General features: G+C 54.2%; 14 protein-coding genes and 1 pseudogene. 8 read left to right on the top strand and 7 right to left on the bottom strand.

The genetic code is table 11. The annotated features are described in order from the left end of the window. Positions 1–76 precede the first annotated feature (76 nt). From ACN0YD_RS11030 to ACN0YD_RS11010, 5 genes are all read right to left on the bottom strand, one after another. A complete protein-coding gene (locus ACN0YD_RS11030; RefSeq protein ID WP_417319721.1) occupies positions 77–3,196 on the bottom strand; it encodes a TonB-dependent receptor in 3,120 nt (1,039 codons plus the stop codon). Positions 3,197–3,525: 329 nt separating this feature from the next. Then, entirely contained in the window at positions 3,526–4,473 is a 948-nt protein-coding gene (locus tag ACN0YD_RS11025; RefSeq protein WP_417319720.1) for a hypothetical protein, read from the bottom strand. 29 nt (positions 4,474–4,502) lie between these two features. After that, positions 4,503–4,787, bottom strand: coding sequence for a hypothetical protein (locus ACN0YD_RS11020; RefSeq protein WP_417319718.1), 285 nt, complete (start codon positions 4,785–4,787; stop codon positions 4,503–4,505). 25 nt (positions 4,788–4,812) lie between these two features. Next, complete coding sequence (locus ACN0YD_RS11015) at positions 4,813–5,667, bottom strand: ABC transporter ATP-binding protein (protein ID WP_417319716.1); 855 nt, start codon at positions 5,665–5,667, stop codon at positions 4,813–4,815. Positions 5,668–5,678: 11 nt separating this feature from the next. Beyond that, positions 5,679–6,044: a GntR family transcriptional regulator gene (locus ACN0YD_RS11010; RefSeq protein WP_417319714.1), complete on the bottom strand. Its 366-nt coding sequence runs from the start codon at positions 6,042–6,044 to the stop codon at positions 5,679–5,681. Positions 6,045–6,260: 216 nt separating this feature from the next. Between ACN0YD_RS11010 and ACN0YD_RS11005 the strand changes: the two genes are divergently transcribed. The 4 genes from ACN0YD_RS11005 to ettA all read left to right on the top strand — a co-directional run bounded on the left by ACN0YD_RS11005 (position 6,261) and on the right by ettA (position 10,218). After that, positions 6,261–6,728 carry a GAF domain-containing protein gene (locus ACN0YD_RS11005; RefSeq protein WP_417319712.1) on the top strand — a complete coding sequence of 156 codons (468 nt, stop codon included), beginning with the start codon at positions 6,261–6,263 and terminating at the stop codon, positions 6,726–6,728. A gap of 2 nt (positions 6,729–6,730) precedes the next feature. Beyond that, positions 6,731–7,054 carry a hypothetical protein gene (locus ACN0YD_RS11000; protein WP_417319710.1) on the top strand — a complete coding sequence of 108 codons (324 nt, stop codon included), beginning with the start codon at positions 6,731–6,733 and terminating at the stop codon, positions 7,052–7,054. A gap of 99 nt (positions 7,055–7,153) precedes the next feature. After that, positions 7,154–8,461: an amidohydrolase family protein gene (locus ACN0YD_RS10995; protein ID WP_417319708.1), complete on the top strand. Its 1,308-nt coding sequence runs from the start codon at positions 7,154–7,156 to the stop codon at positions 8,459–8,461. A gap of 77 nt (positions 8,462–8,538) precedes the next feature. Next, positions 8,539–10,218, top strand: coding sequence for an energy-dependent translational throttle protein EttA (gene ettA / locus ACN0YD_RS10990; RefSeq protein WP_417319706.1), 1,680 nt, complete (start codon positions 8,539–8,541; stop codon positions 10,216–10,218). Positions 10,219–10,410: 192 nt separating this feature from the next. Here the strand turns inward: ettA and ACN0YD_RS10985 are convergent, their stop codons facing one another. Next, positions 10,411–11,013 carry a hypothetical protein gene (locus ACN0YD_RS10985; RefSeq protein WP_417319704.1) on the bottom strand — a complete coding sequence of 201 codons (603 nt, stop codon included), beginning with the start codon at positions 11,011–11,013 and terminating at the stop codon, positions 10,411–10,413. Between the two features lie 204 nt (positions 11,014–11,217). Between ACN0YD_RS10985 and rimK the strand changes: the two genes are divergently transcribed. Continuing rightward, positions 11,218–12,633, top strand: a complete 1,416-nt coding sequence (rimK, locus tag ACN0YD_RS10980; protein WP_417319702.1) for a 30S ribosomal protein S6--L-glutamate ligase — start codon at positions 11,218–11,220, stop codon at positions 12,631–12,633. Between the two features lie 32 nt (positions 12,634–12,665). Here the strand turns inward: rimK and ACN0YD_RS10975 are convergent, their stop codons facing one another. After that, positions 12,666–13,430 carry a VacJ family lipoprotein gene (locus ACN0YD_RS10975; RefSeq protein WP_417319700.1) on the bottom strand — a complete coding sequence of 255 codons (765 nt, stop codon included), beginning with the start codon at positions 13,428–13,430 and terminating at the stop codon, positions 12,666–12,668. A gap of 237 nt (positions 13,431–13,667) precedes the next feature. Here ACN0YD_RS10975 and ACN0YD_RS10970 point away from each other — a divergent pair, with 237 nt between their 5' ends. From ACN0YD_RS10970 to metH, 3 genes and pseudogenes are all read left to right on the top strand, one after another. Next, positions 13,668–14,609, top strand: coding sequence for an ArsR/SmtB family transcription factor (locus tag ACN0YD_RS10970; protein ID WP_417319698.1), 942 nt, complete (start codon positions 13,668–13,670; stop codon positions 14,607–14,609). A 34-nt stretch (positions 14,610–14,643) separates the two neighbouring features. Continuing rightward, entirely contained in the window at positions 14,644–15,573 is a 930-nt protein-coding gene (metF, locus tag ACN0YD_RS10965) for a methylenetetrahydrofolate reductase [NAD(P)H] (protein ID WP_417319696.1), read from the top strand. Beyond that, positions 15,570–19,291 (top strand): annotated as a pseudogene (gene metH, locus ACN0YD_RS10960) (methionine synthase). The gene metF and the pseudogene metH overlap by 4 nt, the downstream one beginning before the upstream one ends. Positions 19,292–19,621: the final 330 nt, after the last annotated feature.

Raw genomic sequence — 19,621 nt, 5'->3', positions numbered from 1 at the left:
ATCCTTACTCTTCTGAACTTGAAAACGGAAAAGGGCGGCAGTGTCCTGCCGCCCGGGAATGGTTCAGGTGTGTGACCTAGAATTCATACCGCAGGCCGAGACGGATTTTCCACAGCGATGCCAGGGTATTGGTATCCTGTTCACCGGCGTCGGTGTTCAGGTCGCTATAGACATAGTGATCGCCGTCGATCGCGGTGCTGACAACCGGCTCAACATAGTGGAACGGGACATAGTTATACCGGCCCCAGCTGTTGTTGATCAGGTTGGTCAGGTTCTGGATTTCAAAGGTAAAGACCCCTTTGTGACCTTCCATGAAGCCGGGCACTTCCTGGCGGAACTTGAAGTCCACGGTGGTGACCCAGTCGGTGTTGAAGGTGTTACGCGGGGCAATCTCACCCCGGTATTTGTCCAGACCGCTGGATTCCAGGAAGGCATCGAAATCTGCCTGGGAAATGCCATCCAGAACCACCAGCGGATCATTTGCCCCTGTCGGCACATAGAGCAGCTGGCTGTCACGGTAATTGTCCGGGTTGCCGAAGGTGCTGTTCCCGTCATAGGTATAGCTGAACGGGCGACCGGACTGGCTGGTGAACAAGAGACCGAACTGGCTTTCCCAATTCTCAACAAATTCTTTGCGATAGTTCAGGTTCAACACGAACTTGTGCTCGATCTCATAGTTGGACGTGGCCAGTTTCGGATTGTTCGGGTCATCAAAGGCCATTTTGGCGTAGTTGGAAGAAGCTGTGGAGCTGGTTCCGGGATTGATGTCCTTGGAGTCCGTGTGGGTGTAGGAGAAGAAGAAGTCCAGACCGCTTTCAAACTCTTTCTGCAGGGACAGGACAAAGACGGTGCTTTCTCCGTCTTCGGAATTGATCAGCCCAAGGTGCTGGTCGCTGCCATCACAAAGGCTTGAATAGATCGGGCGCCCGTCCGGGGCGGTACCGGTCTGGTCCAGACAGGAGTCTACCCAGGCTGTGCCTTTGTCGGTTTTACTATAGAGAGCTTCTGCGGTGATCCGCCAGCCGTCGCCCATGGAGCCCAGGTCCAGATCATAGTCAACCGCCAGATTGAATTTCCAGGCCCGCGGGATTTCGAAGCTTGGGTCGATATAGTTGACATCGCCTGATGCGTCTCCACCGGCCACGTTATCCAGCGCGTCCTGGGGCAGGTTGAAGCCATCAAGGACAGTTAACGGTCCCGGAATGAAGGTATTGACGATGGTTACCCCATCGTTGGAGTAGCTGTTGGAAATCCACACATTGGGGTTGCCTCCGGAGAAGAGACCGGCACCGCCGCGAACGGTCAGGCGGTCATCATGGGCGTAGTTGAAGCCGAAACGCGGCATGATGATGTCCAGCCCGTCGATGGTTTCATCATTGCCAAAGCCGTGCAAAGCCGCAAAATCCTGGTTGAGGCGCGGATCATCGCCGGAGCTGTAGCGCTCGTATCGGACACCGAACATCAGGTTCAACTGGTCGTTGACGGTCCAGTTGTCCTGCAGATAAAGGGTGTCGATATTATAGCCGAAGCTCGCCGCACCGTCGTCTGCATTGTTGGTACTGGCGTTGTTGTAGAACAGGGAGGCGGCCGTCTGACTGGCAAAATCCGCGATACTGTCAAATTCATAGGTGCCGCGGCTGCCGGGAACAAACAGGTTGAACACATCCAGCATTTCCCGTTCGTAACCGCCGGTGATCTCATGGTTGTCGAGATAATAGGTGCCGGCGAGCTTGATCTGCCAGGTGTTGTTGTCCAGATAGTTGGCATGTCGATAATAATCGGGACCGATATAGACGGTGCCGCCGCCTGCGGTGGCAATTTCCATCAGGGCGAAGTCATTGCCGGTCATGCTTTCCTGCAGGGTTTCAACTTCCTTGTAGGAGACACGAACCTCGGTGGAGAAATTTCCCGTCCAGTCGGAGAAGACCTGCAGCGCATAGCTGTTCATGGTTTCGGTCTTGTTATACCAGTTGGAAATCAGGCCATAGTTATTGCCAGAAGTATTCTGCGGGTTGATGTTGTTGCCCTTGGCGCGCTGGTAGGTGAAGGCGGCACGGTGATCGTCACTGACGTTCCAGTCGATCTTGGCGAAGATTTTCTCGTCTTCCTCGTCGATGCTGCGGGCGTCTTCATAGGAACCGGCATCATAGCCATAGACGCTGTCGGCGAGGGAAATGATTTCATCCACATCCGCCTTGGTGACACCGTCAATGTCATTGGTGAAACCTGCGCCGGCCGGTCCCGTGTCGAACGGTTCAGTTGATTCCTGTTTCTCATAAGCCACCTGGAAGAAAAGTTTGTCCTGGATGATCGGGCCGCCGACGGTGGCGCCATAGACTTTTTCCTCGAAGTCCAGTTCCTGTGCCTCGCCGTCGATGTTGTCGCCGGTCAGGCTGTCATCACGGTAATAGAACCAAGCGGCGCCGTGGAACTCGTTGGTGCCAGACTTGGTGACAACGTTGATGTTACCGCCCTGGAAGCCGCCGTACTGGGCATCGAAGGGAGCGGCATTTACAGAGAGCTGGTCGATCACGTCAAGGATGATCGGGCTTCTCTGGGTTGGATAGCCGCCGTTGTTGAGGCCGAAGTCGTCGTTCTGTTTCACGCCGTCGATGGTCAGGCTGTTAAAGCGGTTGTTGGACCCGGCAATGCTGATGGCGTTGCTGTTTGTCGGGTCGACGGTGACCAAGGGATCGACGCGAACAAAATCATGCAGGTCGCGGCTGGTGGCCGGGATGCCCTGACGGCGCTCTTCATCGAACGAGGAAGACATGCCCATTTTGATCTGGCCGCTGCCGGCAGCGCCAGTGACGACGATTTCCTCGAGTGCGATGGCCTGAAGAGTGACAGTGACGTCAGAGGCCTCGCCCAGGGTCAGGAAAATATTATCCTGGCGGCCGTTGCCGGAGCTGCTTTCAACGGTGATGCTGTAGGGACCGCCTACACGCAGGCCGGCGGTGTGAAATGAGCCGCCGGAGTCCGTTTCAACAACTTTTCTGGAGCCGGACGGGGTGTGAGTGATGGTTACTGTGGCGTTTCCAGCCGGAACGCCAGCTTCGGTCATGACTTGACCCTGGATGCTTGATGTGGTCTCCACGGCCTGTGCTTCGATGGCCAGTGTTGCGGTGGACAGCAGGGCCAGCGCCATGGCTGTGGTTGACCGGTAGAATGTCGATCTGTTGTGTAGGAATATCATTTTCTTCCCCTCGGGTAGCCTGGGTTAACGGGAGTTTCTGGTTCGATGAAATCAACAATGAGATCGAGGCGGATATTCCGGGGAATCTGTTGCAATGCAATGATAGGAATATGAAGCTTTGTAGGGTGTAAGTGACAGATATATGACGTTTGTTACAGTGGCGCGCTGAGGTGTTTTTAGTGGATTGTATACAAAAGAAAAAAGCCTGATTGGCAATGTTTCAATATTGTTACGGTTTCGGCTTTGTCATAAAAAAAAGCCCCGGCGCAGGGCCGGGGCAGTGGAAGATATCAGGAGTTAGCTCCCAATAGGATCTCGATTTTGCCGACTCACTGGTTGCTGCGACGGCGCAGCTGAGTGGCGGCCCAGAGCAGGGCGGCGGCGATGGCCAGGCCAATCCAGAAGGAGGGCAGGCTGGCGCTCTGCAGGATGCCCGAGGCTTCAGTCACGGAAATTTGCACATTTTCGTTGTCGGAGGCTGTCACAAAGACGCTCAGTCCGTTTAGCTGGTTGCCGATCCAACTCGCCAGATAGGACTGGCCGTAGAGGATATATTCCCCGACAATCACAACCACCGGCGGGATAATGGCGGTCAGCAGCGGTGTCCGTTTGGCGAAGGCAGAAGCCAGGATCAGATAGGCAAAGATCGGCATGGCCCACAGGCTGTACATGATCACCACGACCAGTTCCGTAAGGAACAGGGCCGGCAGATTGGCGGGTTGGATGAAGAGATCCCAGGCATTATGCCCACCCGCCAGAGCAACAATGGAGATCAGCACAACCACCAGCAACTGGTTGACATAAGCAAAGCCGAGGGCAACCAGGGGCGTGACAAACATATTGCTGACGGTTTTGGCCGCCACGGTCTGCAGATCTGAAACCGGCATGGATTTCCAGAACAGGATGCTGTTGTCCTTGCGTTCGTCATAGAGGCAACCAAGGCTGTTGAACACCATACTGAACCAGGCGATGATGCCGATGAAGACAATGGCCACCACCATGCTTAGGCCAATAATTTCCTGCTGTTTTTCAGGGCTCACCTTGCCGTACTCGTCAAGCAGGTCGATGATGCTGTAGTAATTAACGCCATTGATTTCAATTTCTGTCGTTTGTATGCCGATGTAGCCGCCAAACAGGGCGATCAGGACCAGAAACAGGCTGATGCCGCCACCGACCATCGGACCGTAGAAAATGCTTCGACGGTTTTCCCAGAACTCCCTCAGCAGGAGGGTTTTAAAGGGACTGTATCCGGTGACTTTCATGATATCGGTTTTCATTTCTTTATCTCCGTTAATCTCGGCCGGTTTCAGGCGTCCATAACTTCTGTCATGCGGCAGTTGTCCAGGCTGCAGACAACGACCTGGTCGTTCATCTGTTTGCGGGACATGCCGATGCGGTTGTTTTCCGTTCGGGCCTCGTTCAATGTGGCGAAGCCGGCTATGGCAATGCTGACAAGCAGCGCGGCAAGTCCAGCGTTGATCAGGGTATGCAATGGCTTCAGTTGCCTGATGCGTTCAACTTCCTGCTCCTGGGCTCTGATAAGGCCGAGGAAGCTCCGGGAAGGAATATCACCTGCAAAAATGCTGTTCATTGCTCTTCTCCTTATCGCCCCGGTATCACTGATCCCGGGTCATCAGGGTGACAAACAGGTCAGACAGGCTGAGCCGGCTGACATCACCAAGCTGTTCCAGTTCATTACGCGGCCGGTTGTTGAAGACCATAGACGTCCGGCCAAGGCTTTTCTGTTCCTGTAGCGGTCCCAGGGCGCGCGCCGCGTCAATATATTCCGGCGTCGGGTGCAGCACGAACCAGTGCTCACCGATTTCCTCCATGGAGGCCTTGTGCATGATCAGGCCCTCGCGGATGAAAATCACCTCGGACAGGATATTCTCGATTTCATCCACCTGATGGGTGGTGATGAGAATGGTCTTTTCCTCGTCGAAATAGTCTTCCAGCAGCTGGCTGTAGAATTTCTTGCGGTTCAGGATATCCAGACCCAGGGTCGGTTCATCCAGTACCAGCAGGCTGGCGTCGATGGCCATGACCAGGGCCAGGTGAACCTGGACGATCATCCCTTTTGACAGCTGGCGGATTTTTTTCTCCAGCGGCACCGTTGTTCCAGACAGAAGTTCAAGAGCTTTCTGGCGGTCGAATTTCGGGTGCACACCCTCGACGAAATCAATGGTCTGGCTCACTTTCATCCATTTGGGCAGGGTCGCCACATCGGAAATGAAGCAGACGTCTTTCATCAGTTCGTCCCGGTTGGCATAGGGGGCAAGGCCCATCACATGCAGCTCGCCTTCATAATCGGACAGGCCGAGGATGGTGTTGATCAGAGTGGTCTTCCCGGCGCCGTTGGCGCCGATGATGCCAACGATCTGACCCCGTTCAATATCCAGGTTGACGCCTTTAAGGGCTTTAAAGCTGTTGTAGCTTTTTTTCAGGTTTCGGGCTGTAATCAGGTTGCTCATCTTTTTACCCCTCACGCTTGGTTCTCGGTGGTTTCAGCCACCAGTTTTTTCGGGTCCAGGCCCAGACGGGCGATACGTTTCATGATTTCGGGCCATTCCTCTTCCAGAAATTTTTGCTGTTCGGCTTTAAGCAGATTTTCTCTGGCACCTTCCAGAACAAACATTCCAAGACCTCTTCGTTTTTCCACCAACCCCTCGTCCACCAGCTCGCTATAGGCTTTGGAGGCGGTGATGGGGTTGATCTGGTATTCCACAGCAACCTTGCGAACTGACGGAAGCATTTCACCTTCGGCCAGGATTCCTTCCAGAATCATGGTGCGGATCTGCTCCTTCAGTTGAAGGTAAATGGGCTGATCATTTTTCCACTGTTCTGCCACTGTTAAATTCCAATCCTTCGTTTCGGCACTAGTATACTGTTGTGGTGTTTAAGTGTTGTAGTAATATAATACACCAAAACAACAATTGTCAATAACGGATTTTGTTATTTTTTAATAAGTATATATAAATCAAATGGTTAGGCTTTTATTATTTCCTCGAACCACTTGATCGCTGGTGTTATAGTCGGGGCCAAACAGTAGGGAATGAGAGCAGGAATGAACGAAAAATCAGCACGCTACGACTCCGTCATTCGGGAAATTCTGGCGGTGGTGGAAGGCGAAAACAATCTTATCGCCCGGATGGCGACCATCAACTGTCTGCTGCCGCAGGCGTTTGAAACCTATTTCTGGACCGGTTTTTATATGGTTGACCCGGAAAAGTCGGATGAACTGGTGGTCGGACCCTATCAGGGCACGCTCGGTTGCCTGCGTATTCCGTTCGGCAGGGGGGTTTGCGGTGCGGCGGCGGCCACCAGGGAAACCCAGCTTGTGGAGGATGTACACGCCTTTCCCGGCCATATCGCCTGCGATTCCCGCACCAATTCGGAAATTGTTGTGCCGGTTGTCGACAGAGGTGGTCAACTTATTGCGGTTTTCGATGTGGACAGTACGGAACCCGCCGCCTTTGACCAGGTTGACCGGGAAAAGCTGGAATATCTGATGATGGAGGTCTTCGGAAAATAACCATGCCCCTGATCCTGCTGGCCATACTGATCCTTTATTTCCTGTTTGTTCTGGTGCGCAGCCTGAATTTTATCGATCATAACCGGGTCACGGTTGAAAAACTGCTGAGGACTTTCCTGCTGGCAGCGGTGGCGCCGCTGGGAGTTGGTCTGGGGAATGTCCTGTCTTTTTACGGATTTACAGAGACCGTCAATCTCATTGGCTGGCTTTTGTGGCTGTTTGTGCCCTATGTGGTGCGGCTTTTTATCTACGGGTTTGTCTATCTGCTCCGCGACAGGGGACAGGCAGGGGAACTGCCTGTCATATCGGAAGAAAACGAACAGTAACAAGGCGGTCAATTTTCTGACCGGCCACAATCGGTCTTGTATGTTTGTACAATAGGGTGCATGATTTTCATTATTGGATAATGGGAAGGGGTTCCTGTAATGAATACTGTACGAGTTGGCCTGATGATGGCCCTGGCGCTTATTGCGTCAACTTTTTCTGCATCGGCACAGGCTGATGAAACACCAAAAATCAAAATTGTGAACGCGGCCCATCTGATTGATGTGGAAAAGGGCACGGTGCTGGACAATATGTCTGTCTGGATCGAAAACGACAAAATTACGAAAGTTGTCAGTCAGAACGCCAAAATTGCCGCTCCGGAAGGGGCGGAGGTGGTCGACCTCGGGCCGGACAGCTACCTGATGCCGGGCCTGATGGACAGCCATGTGCATCTGGTGGGATCGCCAATCTGGGGCTATGACGCCTATCAACATTCCACAGCACGTCAACTGGTTTACGGCGTCGCCAACGCGAAAATCACGCTTGAAGCTGGCTTTACTACTGTACGCAATGTGGGCGCCCCCGGTTTTACGGATGTGGCACTCAGGGATGCGATCAATGCCGGCGATGTGCCCGGGCCGCGCATGCTGGTGTCCGGTCCGTCGCTGGGGATTACCGGCGGCCATTGCGACAATAATATGCTGCCCTTTGAATATGGTGAAGAGTCCGAGGGGGTGGCGGATGGTCCGTGGGAAGTGCGCCAGAAAGTGCGCCGGAATATGAAATACGGCGTCGATGTGATCAAATTCTGCGGCACCGGCGGCGTTTTCTCCAAGGGAACCAGGGTTGGTGCCCAGCAATATACGCTTGAGGAGATGAAAGCGATTGTGGATGAGGCTCATATGGCCGGCCGCAAGGTGGCGGTTCATGCCCACGGTACAGAGGGCATTAAATCCGCTATCCTGGCCGGGGCCGACAGTATTGAACATGTGAGCTATCTGGATGACGAGGGTATCAAACTGGCCAAAAAGCACGGCACCTGGTTTTCCATGGATATCTATAATGACGACTTTATCCTGCAGGAAGGCGCCAAGCATGGCATGACCGAGGAATCCCTTGCCAAGGAACGGGCGGTTGGCCTGCGTCAGCGCCAGAGCTTCCAGAAAGCGGTCAAGGCCGGTGTAAAACTGTCTTACGGTACCGATGCCGGGGTTTATCCCCACGGCGGTAACGGCAAGCAGATGGTCAAGATGGTTGAATGGGGCATGACCCCCATGCAGGCGGTGATTACTGCAACCCGGGAAACGTCAAAACTGTTCGGCATTGAGGACCGGGTGGGCATAGTTAAGGAAGGCCATCTGGCGGACATGATCGCTATAAAGGGGAACCCCCTGGAAGACCTGACGTTGTTTGAAAAAGTCGGTTTCGTGATGAAAGAGGGCAAAGTCTACAAAAACACCCTCCAGTAAGCCGGAAAAGCTCTTGTCCGTTGCCTTCTCTTTCGGTAAGAGAGGGCAACGGATTTTATTATGAGGATTCAGGCGAAATGGCATCTTATCAATACAGTTATGTAATGAAGGGTCTGAACAAGACCTACCCGGGCGGCAAACAGGTTCTCAAGGATGTGACCCTGTCGTTTCTGCCGGGCGCCAAGATTGCCGTGATCGGGGTCAACGGCGCCGGTAAATCGACCCTGATGAAAATCATGGCCGGCATGGACAAGGATTTTTCCGGCGAAGCCTGGGCGGCGGAAGGTGTCCAGGTTGGCTACCTGCCACAGGAGCCGTATCTGGATCCGGAGAAGAACGTCTTTGCCAATGTGATGGAAGGCATGGGCGAGCTCAAGCACATCGTTGACCGGTTTGAGGAAATCAGCCTGAAATTCGCCGAGCCCATGGATGACGACGAAATGAATGCCCTGATTGCCGAACAGGGTGAGCTGCAGGAAAAAATAGATGCCGCCGATGCCTGGGACCTGGACAGCAAGGTGGAACTGGCGATGGAGGCCCTGCGCTGCCCGCCGGGCGATGCGGATGTGACCAAGCTGTCCGGTGGGGAACGCCGCCGGGTGGCGCTGTGCCGTCTGCTTCTGGAAAAACCCGATATTCTGATGCTTGACGAGCCCACCAACCACCTGGATGCGGAATCCGTGGCCTGGCTGGAACAGCATCTGCAGGCCTATGCCGGTACTGTGGTTCTGGTGACCCATGACCGCTACTTCCTCGACAATGTGGTGGGCTGGGTGCTGGAGCTTGACCGTGGTCATGCCTATCCTTTCGAGGGCAACTATTCCGCATGGTTGGAAATGAAGGACAAGCGTCTGCGCCAGGAAGCCAAGGTTGAGGAATCCCGCCAGCGGACCCTGAACAGGGAACTGGAATGGATCCGGCAATCCCCGAAAGCGCGTCAGTCAAAAAGCAAGGCCCGTATCAAGGCCTATGACGATCTGCTGGAAAAGGCGCAGGAACAGCGTGTCGATAGCACACAAATCATGATCCCTGTGGGCCCGCGTCTTGGTCAGGTTGTGATCGAGGCAGAGCACCTGAGCAAGGCCTATGGTGATAAGTTGCTGTTTGAAGATCTCAATTTCCGCCTGCCGCCGGGTGGTATCGTCGGTATTATCGGCCCCAACGGTGCCGGTAAAACCACCCTGTTCCGCATGATCACCGGGCAGGAAGAGCCGGACAACGGAACCCTGCGCCTTGGCGAAACCGTGCAGCTTGGGTATGTGGACCAGAGCCGCGATGCCCTGGATGACAGTAAAACTGTCTGGCAGGAAATCTCCGATGGGCTGGATATGTTTGATTTCAACGGCCGGGATGTGCCGACCCGCGCTTATGTCAGCAACTTTAATTTCAAAGGCACCGACCAGCAGAAAAAACTCGGTCAGCTGTCCGGAGGGGAACGTAACCGCGTTCATCTGGCCAAGATGCTGCGCCGCCCGGCCAATGTTCTTCTGCTCGATGAGCCAACCAACGATCTGGATGTGGAAACCCTGTCTGCGCTCGAAGCTGCGCTTGAGGATTTTGCCGGTTGCGCGGTGATCATTTCGCATGATCGTTTCTTCCTGGACCGTATTGCCACGCATATCCTGGCCTATGAAGGTAATTCAGAGGTGGTCTGGTTCGAAGGCAATTATCAGGAATATGAAGCAGACCGCCATCGTCGTCTCGGCGCCGCGGCTGATCGTCCGCACCGTCTGCAATATAAAAAGCTGACCCGCTAGACTTTTCAACAGATCACTATGGAAGCCGGCCCCCATGAGGGCCGGTTTTTTTATCCGGATCAGATCATTTTCATTGGCATGGTTATATTGACCGTCTGGGTGCGGTTGCCGGCATTGCACAGTTTCAGGATGCCCGGACCAGGAGACACCAGGGAAACAGGTCCGGCACGCCAGGGCTGAAACCGGCCGTCTTTAAGCCTGGTCGGGGCTCTGAAAGTCTCCTCCGGAAATCTTCAGGAAAGTAAAGTGCTGGGACGTATATCCCAGGATCAGGAGATACAGGCTATAGGCGAAAGTCGGTGTCCAGAAAGCGATATCCGGAAAGCCGCTGAAGACGGAAGCGCCGATGGCCATGCCCAGAAAACCGCTGTAGGTGACAATTTCAATGCGCCTGTCGAGGAAGGAATAGCGGCCCTCCAGAACCACATAGAAACTTGCCGGCACCATATAGGCGCCAACAATCATATGCAGGGGTATCTCGAAGGGAAGGGGATTGGCCAGAATCAGAAAACTGGCGAGGATGTTGAGGGCGGTGACACCGGCGCGCCAGCAGAAACAGGTCCCCGGCCCACGACCTGTCTTGATCATGATGATGATTTTGGTGAATGCCATGCCCAGAAGAATGGCCCCCATCAATGCCGCCTGGTCCACATGGGTCAGTGCCGGCAGCAGAAGGCCGACAATCCCCAGGACAATATAGGCCGGCCACTGGACAAGCAGGAAGACGCGGCTGCTGAGCAGGGCCCTGTTGCGCAGATTTTCGTCCATGGACATGTTACTTTTTTCTTCAGACATTACATCACCCTTTTGCGCTGAAACTGCACTATGGGACAAACGCTCTTTAGGCCGGTTGCTCCCATTATAATGCATTTTTCAAACTAATTGTTTTCCCTATTAGAGAAAGAGAGTAAAGCTTCATTTCCATTGAGGCAATGACCTAAATCATTCATGTTGGTAGGCTAGTTAGATCATGAAAATCCGGAACGGGAAAGGAATGGAATGACGTCAGAGGTGAAAAAGGTAAAAGTGGGCTGGGAAGAATGGTTGGCCCTGCCTGATCTGGGGTTGCCAGCCATAAAGGCAAAGGTGGATACCGGCGCCAAGACTTCTGCCCTGCATGCTTTCGGCATATATGAATTTACCGAACGCGGAAAGAAAATGGTCTCCTTCGGCGTGCATCCTCTGCCGGAAAGGCCTGACATCGAGATCCATTGCACGGCGCCGCTTGTGGACAAAAGGGAAGTGACCAGTTCCAACGGACAGACCGAGCTTCGTCACATCATCGCCACCACACTGGGAATTGGCGGTGAGGCCTGGCCGGTGGAAATATCCCTGACTTACCGGGAGAATATGGCCTACCGGATGCTTCTGGGGCGGTCTGCCCTGGAAGGCCGCGTCATTGTGGATCCTGTGCAGTCGTGCCTGTGCGGCGTTTTGTCAGGCAGCTTATATGATGATCTGGTTCCTGTGGAACCTGAACACCGGCCCCTCAAAATCCTGTTGCTGAGTCGCGAACCGGACAACTACTCTTCACGCCGCCTGTTGGAAGAAGCGGAACGCCGTGGCCACAGCATGGATATCATCAACACAAAACGCTGTTATATGAATATTACCTCAGCCAAACCCGAAGTCCGTTACGGCGGGGCGGTTTTACAGGGGTATGATGCGGTTATTCCCCGTATCGGGGCCTCAATCACCTCTTATGGCACGGCCATTGTGCGCCAGTTCGAGGCCATGAACATCTTTTGCCTGAATTCTTCCGATGCCATACGCCGGTCCCGGGACAAGCTCTATGCACACCAGCTGCTGGCGGCCCAGGGTGTTGGCATGCCGGTTACGGGTTACGCCAGTTCGCCCAGCGACACCGATGACCTTATCGGAATCGTGGGAGGGGCACCACTTGTGCTCAAGCTGCTGGAGGGAACGCAGGGCAAGGGTGTGGTGTTGGCGGAAACAAAAAAAGCGGCGGAATCAGTTGTTGATGCCTTCCGCGGCCTGGACGCTGACATCCTGATTCAGGAATTTGTCAAGGAAGCGGCAGGTACCGATGTGCGCTGTTTTGTGATTGGAAACCGGGTTGTCGCCGCCATGAAGCGAACCGGCAGTGACGGTGATTTCCGCAGCAACCTGCATAAAGGCGGCAAGGCTTCCAAAATCAAGATCACCCGCGAAGAGCGGGCGACGGCTATCCGGGCAGCCCGCATCCTCGGCCTGTCAGTGGCTGGTGTCGATCTGCTCAGAACCGAAAAGGGGCCAAAGGTGCTGGAGGTGAACTCTTCTCCCGGACTTGAGGGGATTGAAACCACGACCGGCAAGGATATTACCGGCACCATTCTGGACTATGTCGAGAAGCGGGCCAAGACCATAGCGGACAAAAGGCTGCGTGGACGTCGGAAGGTCCGGCGTAAAGCGTAGGTCGTGTCTCCGGACCGAGCTGACCGGGAACTCTAGAAGCTTTCCTCGTCGTCGAGGTCATCGAACAGGTCGTCTTCGGCGCCAAGGTCAAGTTGACCGTTGCTGATGTCATAGGCCCGCATCTGACGATAGGCACTACGTAGCGTGGCGTAGAAATCGGTCGAGGATTTGCTCAGGTCATCCAGGGTTTCCAGGTTTTCTTCCCGGTAGATCAGGCCGCGCAGGGCCAGCCTGCCATAGCGGATATACCACCAGCCCCTGTCCTGGAGATAGAGACTGACCGGATCATAGAAGAAATCAACCATGAAGCCGGAGAAGTCACGCACGTTTGACGGGCCCAGAATCGGCAGCATGAGATAGGGGCCTTCGCCAAATCCCCAGACAGCGAAAGTCTCTCCGAAATCCTCCGAATGCCGTTCGATGCCCCAGTGGCCGGCTGTATCCAGAATGCCGAACAGTCCGAAAGTGGAATTGATCAGAAAGCGGGTGATGGAGGTTGCCGCCCGTTCCGGTTCTCCCTGCAGAATATCATTGATGAAGGTAACCGGTTCCCGCCAGTTGTTGACAAAGTTGGAGATACCGGTGCGAACGGTTGGCGGGCCCCATTTACGATAGAGTTTTGCCACAGGCTCAAGGATGATCTCATCAAAGGCATTGTTAAACGCAAAGATTGCCCGGTTCCAGGGTTCGAAAGGATCATTGGCTTCTTCGTAGGCGGCAAGGGCGGCATGGTCGTCTACCGGCGGGCGCGTGGCGCAGCCGCCAATAAGAAAAACAGCCAACAATAACGCGAGCAACAGAGGGTTTCCGGACCTGCCCGGCGCGATTTTTCCTAAAGAGTATCTCATATTATCCTTCTGAGCCGGGACTTGGGTCTGGGCGTTTTCCTTCCTGATAAGCATAACTAGTCCAGATTCCTGCGCTTTTCAACATCCAACAGGTAACAGTGGAAGATAAATTTTAAATTAACGACTTTACTTCATATAAAGATATATTTATATATTTGTTTGTATTTAGGAGTCGGGAAAAATAAAATGTCTGAAAATTCATTGGAAGAAATACTGGCGGGCCTGCGGGCGGCAGGTGAGGAAACCAGGCTCAGGATACTGGCTTTGTTCAGGTCCGGAGAGCTGACGGTGACCGAACTTGTGACCATTTTACGCCAGAGCCAGCCCCGGGTGTCCCGTCATCTGAAGCTCCTGTGTGAGGCAGGGCTTCTGGAACGGCACCGGGAAGGAACCTGGATTTTCTACCGGCTCGCGGAAGAAGGTGCACTCGGAAAACTGGCCCGCGCTATACTGGACTTTATTCCGCTGTCTGACCAGGTGTTGCAGCATGATCAGGAACGGCTTGACGAAGTTAAGTGGGAAAGAACGGAGCGGGCTTCGGAATATTTCCGTGAAAATGCAGCGATTTGGGACAAGATAAGGTCCCTTTATGTTTCCGAAGAGGAAGTGGAAAACCTCCTGCTTGAACTGACCGGCGATATGACGATTGAGACGCTTCTGGATGTGGGGACCGGTACCGGTCGTATGCTGGAGGTTTTTTCGTCACGGATCGAGCGCGGCATCGGCATTGACCTGAGCCGGGAGATGCTGGCTGTTGCCCGGGTCAATCTGGAAAAGGCCAAGGTGGAAAATTGCCAGATTCGGCACGGTGATATGTATGACCTTGCTCTGCCTGATGAAACCGTTGATCTGGTTCTGTTTCACCAGGTTTTGCACTTCGCGGACGACCCTCTGTCCGCGCTCAGGGAAACCAGCCGGTTACTCAGGCGCAGCGGGCGCGTGATTATTGTTGATTTTGCGCCCCACAACCTGGAATTCCTCAGGGAAGAACATGCCCACAGGCGGCTCGGCTTTTCCGACAGTGAAATCCGGAGCTGGTGTACCCGGGTCGGGCTCATGTGCGACAGAATGATTCCCCTGAGGGGCAGAGAGCTGGATGTTTCCATCTGGCTTGCCCGAAAAGAATAAAATTATTTCCTTTATATATCAAGAGTTTAATAAAGTGACAGAAGATCAGAAAGCAGATCTGCTTAAAGCAAGCCTGTTTGCCACACGGGCCAAAGATATCAGGGTATCCTTTGAGTTTTTTCCGCCGAATTCGGATAAAATGGAGGAGACACTGTGGGACAGTATTCGCCTGCTTGAGCCGTTGCAGCCGGAGATGGTTTCCGTAACCTATGGTGCCGGGGGCAGTACGCGCGAAAGAACCTTTTCCACGGTGTCCCGGATATTGAAGGAAACCTCCCTTACGCCGGCGGCGCACCTGACCTGTGTGGCGGCGACAAAGGGCGAGGTGGATGATATACTGCGTCAATATTGGGATGCGGGGGTGAGGCATATTGTTGCCCTGCGTGGTGATATGCCGACAGTGGGAGAGCCTTACCGGCCGCATCCTGGTGGTTACGAAAATGCAGCGGAGCTTGTGGCCGGGGCCAAAAAAATTGCGGATTTTGATATTTCCGTAGCCGCCTATCCGGAATATCACCCTGAATCAGGCAGCGTACAGGCTGACATTGACAACTTAAAACGGAAAATAGATGCCGGGGCGAACCGCGCCATTACCCAGTATTTTTTCGATGTAGAACATTATTTCCGTTTTATGGACCGTGTGCTTGCGGCAGGGATTACCGTGCCGATTGTGCCGGGAATTCTGCCGGTCACCAATTTCGAAACGGCAAAAAAGTTTTCAAAGGCAAGCGGGATCGAGGTTCCGCAATGGCTGTACGACCTGTTTGACGGGCTGGAGGAACGCCCGGACTGTCGCCAGCATGTGGCGGCGATGGTGGCGATGGAGCAATGCATGCGCCTCTATAAGGGCGGAACAAAACATTTTCATATCTATACCCTGAACCGGGCCGAATTGACCCTGGCCCTGTGCCATGTTCTGGGAATCCGTCCCAACCGGGATCAAAGCGCTGGAGAGAGCAAATGACCAACCGCACGACCCTCCTAAAAAAAGCTCTGGAAAAACGTATTCTTGTGCTGGACGGGGCCATGGGCACCATGATCCAGCAACATAAACCAACCGAGGCGGATTACCGGGGCGCGCGTTTTGCCGACTGGAAACAGGACGTAAAAGGAAATAATGACCTGCTGATCCTGAGCCAGCCGGATATGATCCTTGATATTCACCGGGCCTATCTGGAGGCCGGGGCTGATATTTTGGAGACCAATACCTTTAATTCCACCAGCATATCCCAGGCCGACTACGGCATGGAAGAACTGGTCTACGAGTTGAACCGGGAAGGGGCACGCCTGGCCCGGCAGGCTGCCGATGAATTTACGGAGAAAACACCGGATAAGCCGAGATTTGTGGCGGGGGTGCTTGGCCCGACCAACCGGACGGCCAGTATTTCTCCCGATGTGAATAATCCGGCTTTTCGCAATGTCTCCTTCGATGAACTGGTGGAATCCTATGAAGAGGCGACGAAAGGCCTGATTGAGGGTGGTGCGGATATCCTCCTGCTCGAGACGGTTTTTGATACGCTCAATGCCAAGGCCGCCCTTTTTGCGGTCGAGAATGTCTTTGATGACATTGGCAGGAAGCTGCCGATTATGATTTCCGGCACCATAACAGATGCCTCGGGGCGCACCCTGTCCGGCCAGACGGCGGAAGCCTTCTGGTACAGCGTACGTCATGCGGATCCGGTCAGTATCGGCTTTAATTGCGCCCTGGGCGCTGACCAGTTGCGCCAGCACGTGCTGGCCTTGTCCCGGGTAGCGGATACCTGCGTATCTGCTCATCCCAACGCGGGCCTGCCCAATGAGATGGGTGACTATGACGAGACACCGGAACAGATGGCTGGTCAGCTTCGGGAGTGGGCGAAAAGCGGGCTTGTGAATATTATCGGCGGGTGCTGTGGCACCACGCCGGAACATATCCGCGCCATTTCCGAGGCGGTGGCTGATATCCCGCCGCGCAAAATACCGAATATTCCGACTCATATGACGCTCAGCGGGCTTGAGCCCTTCGAAGTCGTTCAGTCGCAGGGACAATAGACAAGACCATGAAACAGACACCGATCTTTATCAATGTAGGCGAGCGGACCAATGTGACCGGTTCGGCCAAGTTCAAAAAACTGATCCTGAACGGCGACTATGCCGAGGCCCTTGATGTGGCGCGGCAGCAGGTGGAAGCCGGGGCCCAGATCATTGATATCAACATGGACGAGGCCATGCTCGACAGCGAGCAGGCCATGGTTACCTTCCTTAACCTGATTGCCGGGGAACCGGACATCAGCCGGGTGCCAATCATGATCGACAGTTCCAAATGGTCGGTGATTGAGGCAGGCCTCAAATGCATCCAGGGCAAGGGTGTCGTCAACTCCATCTCGCTGAAGGAAGGGGAGGAAATCTTTATCGACCAGGCCCGCAAGATCAAGCGTTATGGCGCTGCGGTGGTGGTGATGGCTTTTGACGAGGCCGGCCAGGCCGATACCGAGGACCGGAAATATGAAATCTGTAAACGGTCCTACAAGGTCCTGACCGAAAAGGTGGGCTTTCCGCCGGAAGATATCATTTTCGATCCCAATATCTTTGCGGTTGCCACCGGGATCGAGGAACATAACAGTTACGGTCTTGATTTCATCAATGCGACCCGGCGGATCAAGGAAAACCTGCCCCATGTGCATGTGTCCGGCGGGGTGAGTAATGTTTCCTTTTCCTTCCGGGGCAACAATCCGGTACGTGAAGCCATGCATAGTGTATTTCTCTATCATGCCATTCAGGCCGGGATGGATATGGGCATTGTCAATGCAGGCATGATCACCGTTTACTCGGAAATTGACGCGGAACTTCGGGAGCGTGTGGAGGATGTAATTCTCAATCGTCGCCCGGACGCCACCGACCGTTTGCTGGAGATTGCCGATAAATACAAGGGCGAGAAGGGTGTTGAGCGCAAGGAGGATCTGGCCTGGCGTGAGCTGCCTGTGGGCAAGCGTCTGACCCATGCCCTGGTCAAGGGGATTACCAGCCATATCGTTGAAGATACGGAAGAATGTCGGCAACTGGTTGCAGACCGGGGCGGAAAACCTCTGGAGGTGATCGAAGGGCCACTGATGGATGGTATGAATGTAGTCGGTGACCTGTTCGGCTCCGGCCAGATGTTTCTGCCCCAGGTGGTGAAATCCGCCCGGGTGATGAAACAGGCTGTGGCTCATCTTATTCCCTATATTGAGGCGGAAAAATCAGAAGGCAGTCAGGCCAAGGGTAAAATCCTGATGGCGACGGTTAAAGGCGATGTACATGACATTGGCAAGAATATCGTCGGTGTTGTGCTGCAATGTAACAATTATGATGTGGTCGATCTCGGTGTGATGGTGCCTTTTGAAAAGATCCTTACCACGGCGCTGGAGGAGAAGGTGGATATCATCGGCCTGTCCGGACTGATTACCCCGTCACTGGAGGAAATGTGTACCGTGGCGGCGGAAATGGAGCGCCGGAAAATAAAGCTGCCGTTGATGATCGGCGGGGCAACCACGTCCAAGGTGCATACGGCGGTCAGGATTGCCCCCAATACGTCCGGGGCTGTCGTGCATGTGCTGGACGCCTCCCGCGCCGTTGGGGTGGCAAGCCAGCTGCTGAGCGCAGAACATCGCGACGCTTTCATGGCGGACGTGGCAAATGATTATGAACAAATGCGCGAACGGCATGCCCGGGGGCGCAAGGCCGACAACCAGGTCACACTGGAACAGGCACGGGCCAACAGGTTCCGGATCGACTGGACGGGCTACCAGCCACCGAGGCCCGCTTTTACGGGAACCAGGGTGTTCGAGGATTATGATCTGAGCGATCTGGTGAACCGGATCGACTGGACCCCCTTCTTCAGAACCTGGGAATTGGCGGGGAATTATCCGAAAATCCTGAAGGACGAGATTGTTGGAGAGACTGCCAGGAACCTGTTCCAGGATGCGGAAGCCATGCTGAAATCCATTGTTGATGAAAAATGGCTGCGCGCCAAGGCGGTGATCGGATTCTGGCCGGCCAATGCAACTGGCGATGATGTGGAGCTTTACGGCGAAGACGGGTCTCTGCTGGAAACTGTGCATTTTCTGCGCCAGCAGGTGGCGAAACGGGAAGGGCGGGCCAATATGTGCCTTGCCGACTTCGTGGCGCCGAAGGATGGCGGTCTCAGCGACTATATGGGTGGCTTTGTGGTCACAGCCGGGATTGGCATCGAGGACAAGCTGAAGGAATTCCAGGCGAACCATGACGACTATAACGACATTCTTCTGAAAGCGCTCGCCGACAGGCTGGCGGAAGCCTTTGCCGAGCGCATGCATGAGCGGGTACGCAAGGAATTCTGGGCCTATGCGCCTGACGAGAACCTCGGCAATGAGGAACTGATCAGGGAAAAATACCGGGGGATCCGCCCGGCGCCCGGCTATCCGGCCTGTCCGGATCATACGGAGAAACCGGCCCTGTTCAGCCTGCTTAATGCTCAGCAGAATGCCGGGGTGGTCCTTACCGACAGCATGGCCATGCTGCCGGCAAGCTCCGTGTCCGGATATTATTTCTGCCATCCGGACAGCCAGTACTTTGGTATTGGAAAAATTTCCCGTGATCAGGTGGAAGAGTATGCCGCTCGCCGGGGGATGAAGGTGGAGGAAGTGGAGCGTTGGCTGGCACCTAATCTGGCCTATTCCCGCTAGGAGCTGCGGGTTTGGCGGCACTGTAAATATTGAATATTTAAATATTACAAACAATCAATGTATATACATTGCATATTGCGAGTGACTTATTTAGCGTTCTGCGATGTGCGGGAGTGATGCAAAATGCATTGCAAAATGCGTCATTTTACCGTCCAAAAGTAGTATTATTAACCAGGATTAACCTTCAGGGTGGTTGTTTTTCAGAAGGTTACAGGAAAAACTTTATTTTGGCATGGCCTTTGCTATACCGTATAGGAAGCTGGGCCTGTAGCAAAACTGCCTGGTTTCTCCGGTGTGACGGACCCTGAGTATCAGGAAAGTACGAGTATG

The organism is Emcibacter sp., assembly GCF_048269205.1.
Taxonomy (GTDB): Bacteria; Pseudomonadota; Alphaproteobacteria; order Sphingomonadales; family Emcibacteraceae; genus Emcibacter.
The sequence above is the reverse complement of the archived record's forward strand: the minus strand, read 5'-3'. Positions and strand labels throughout refer to the sequence as shown.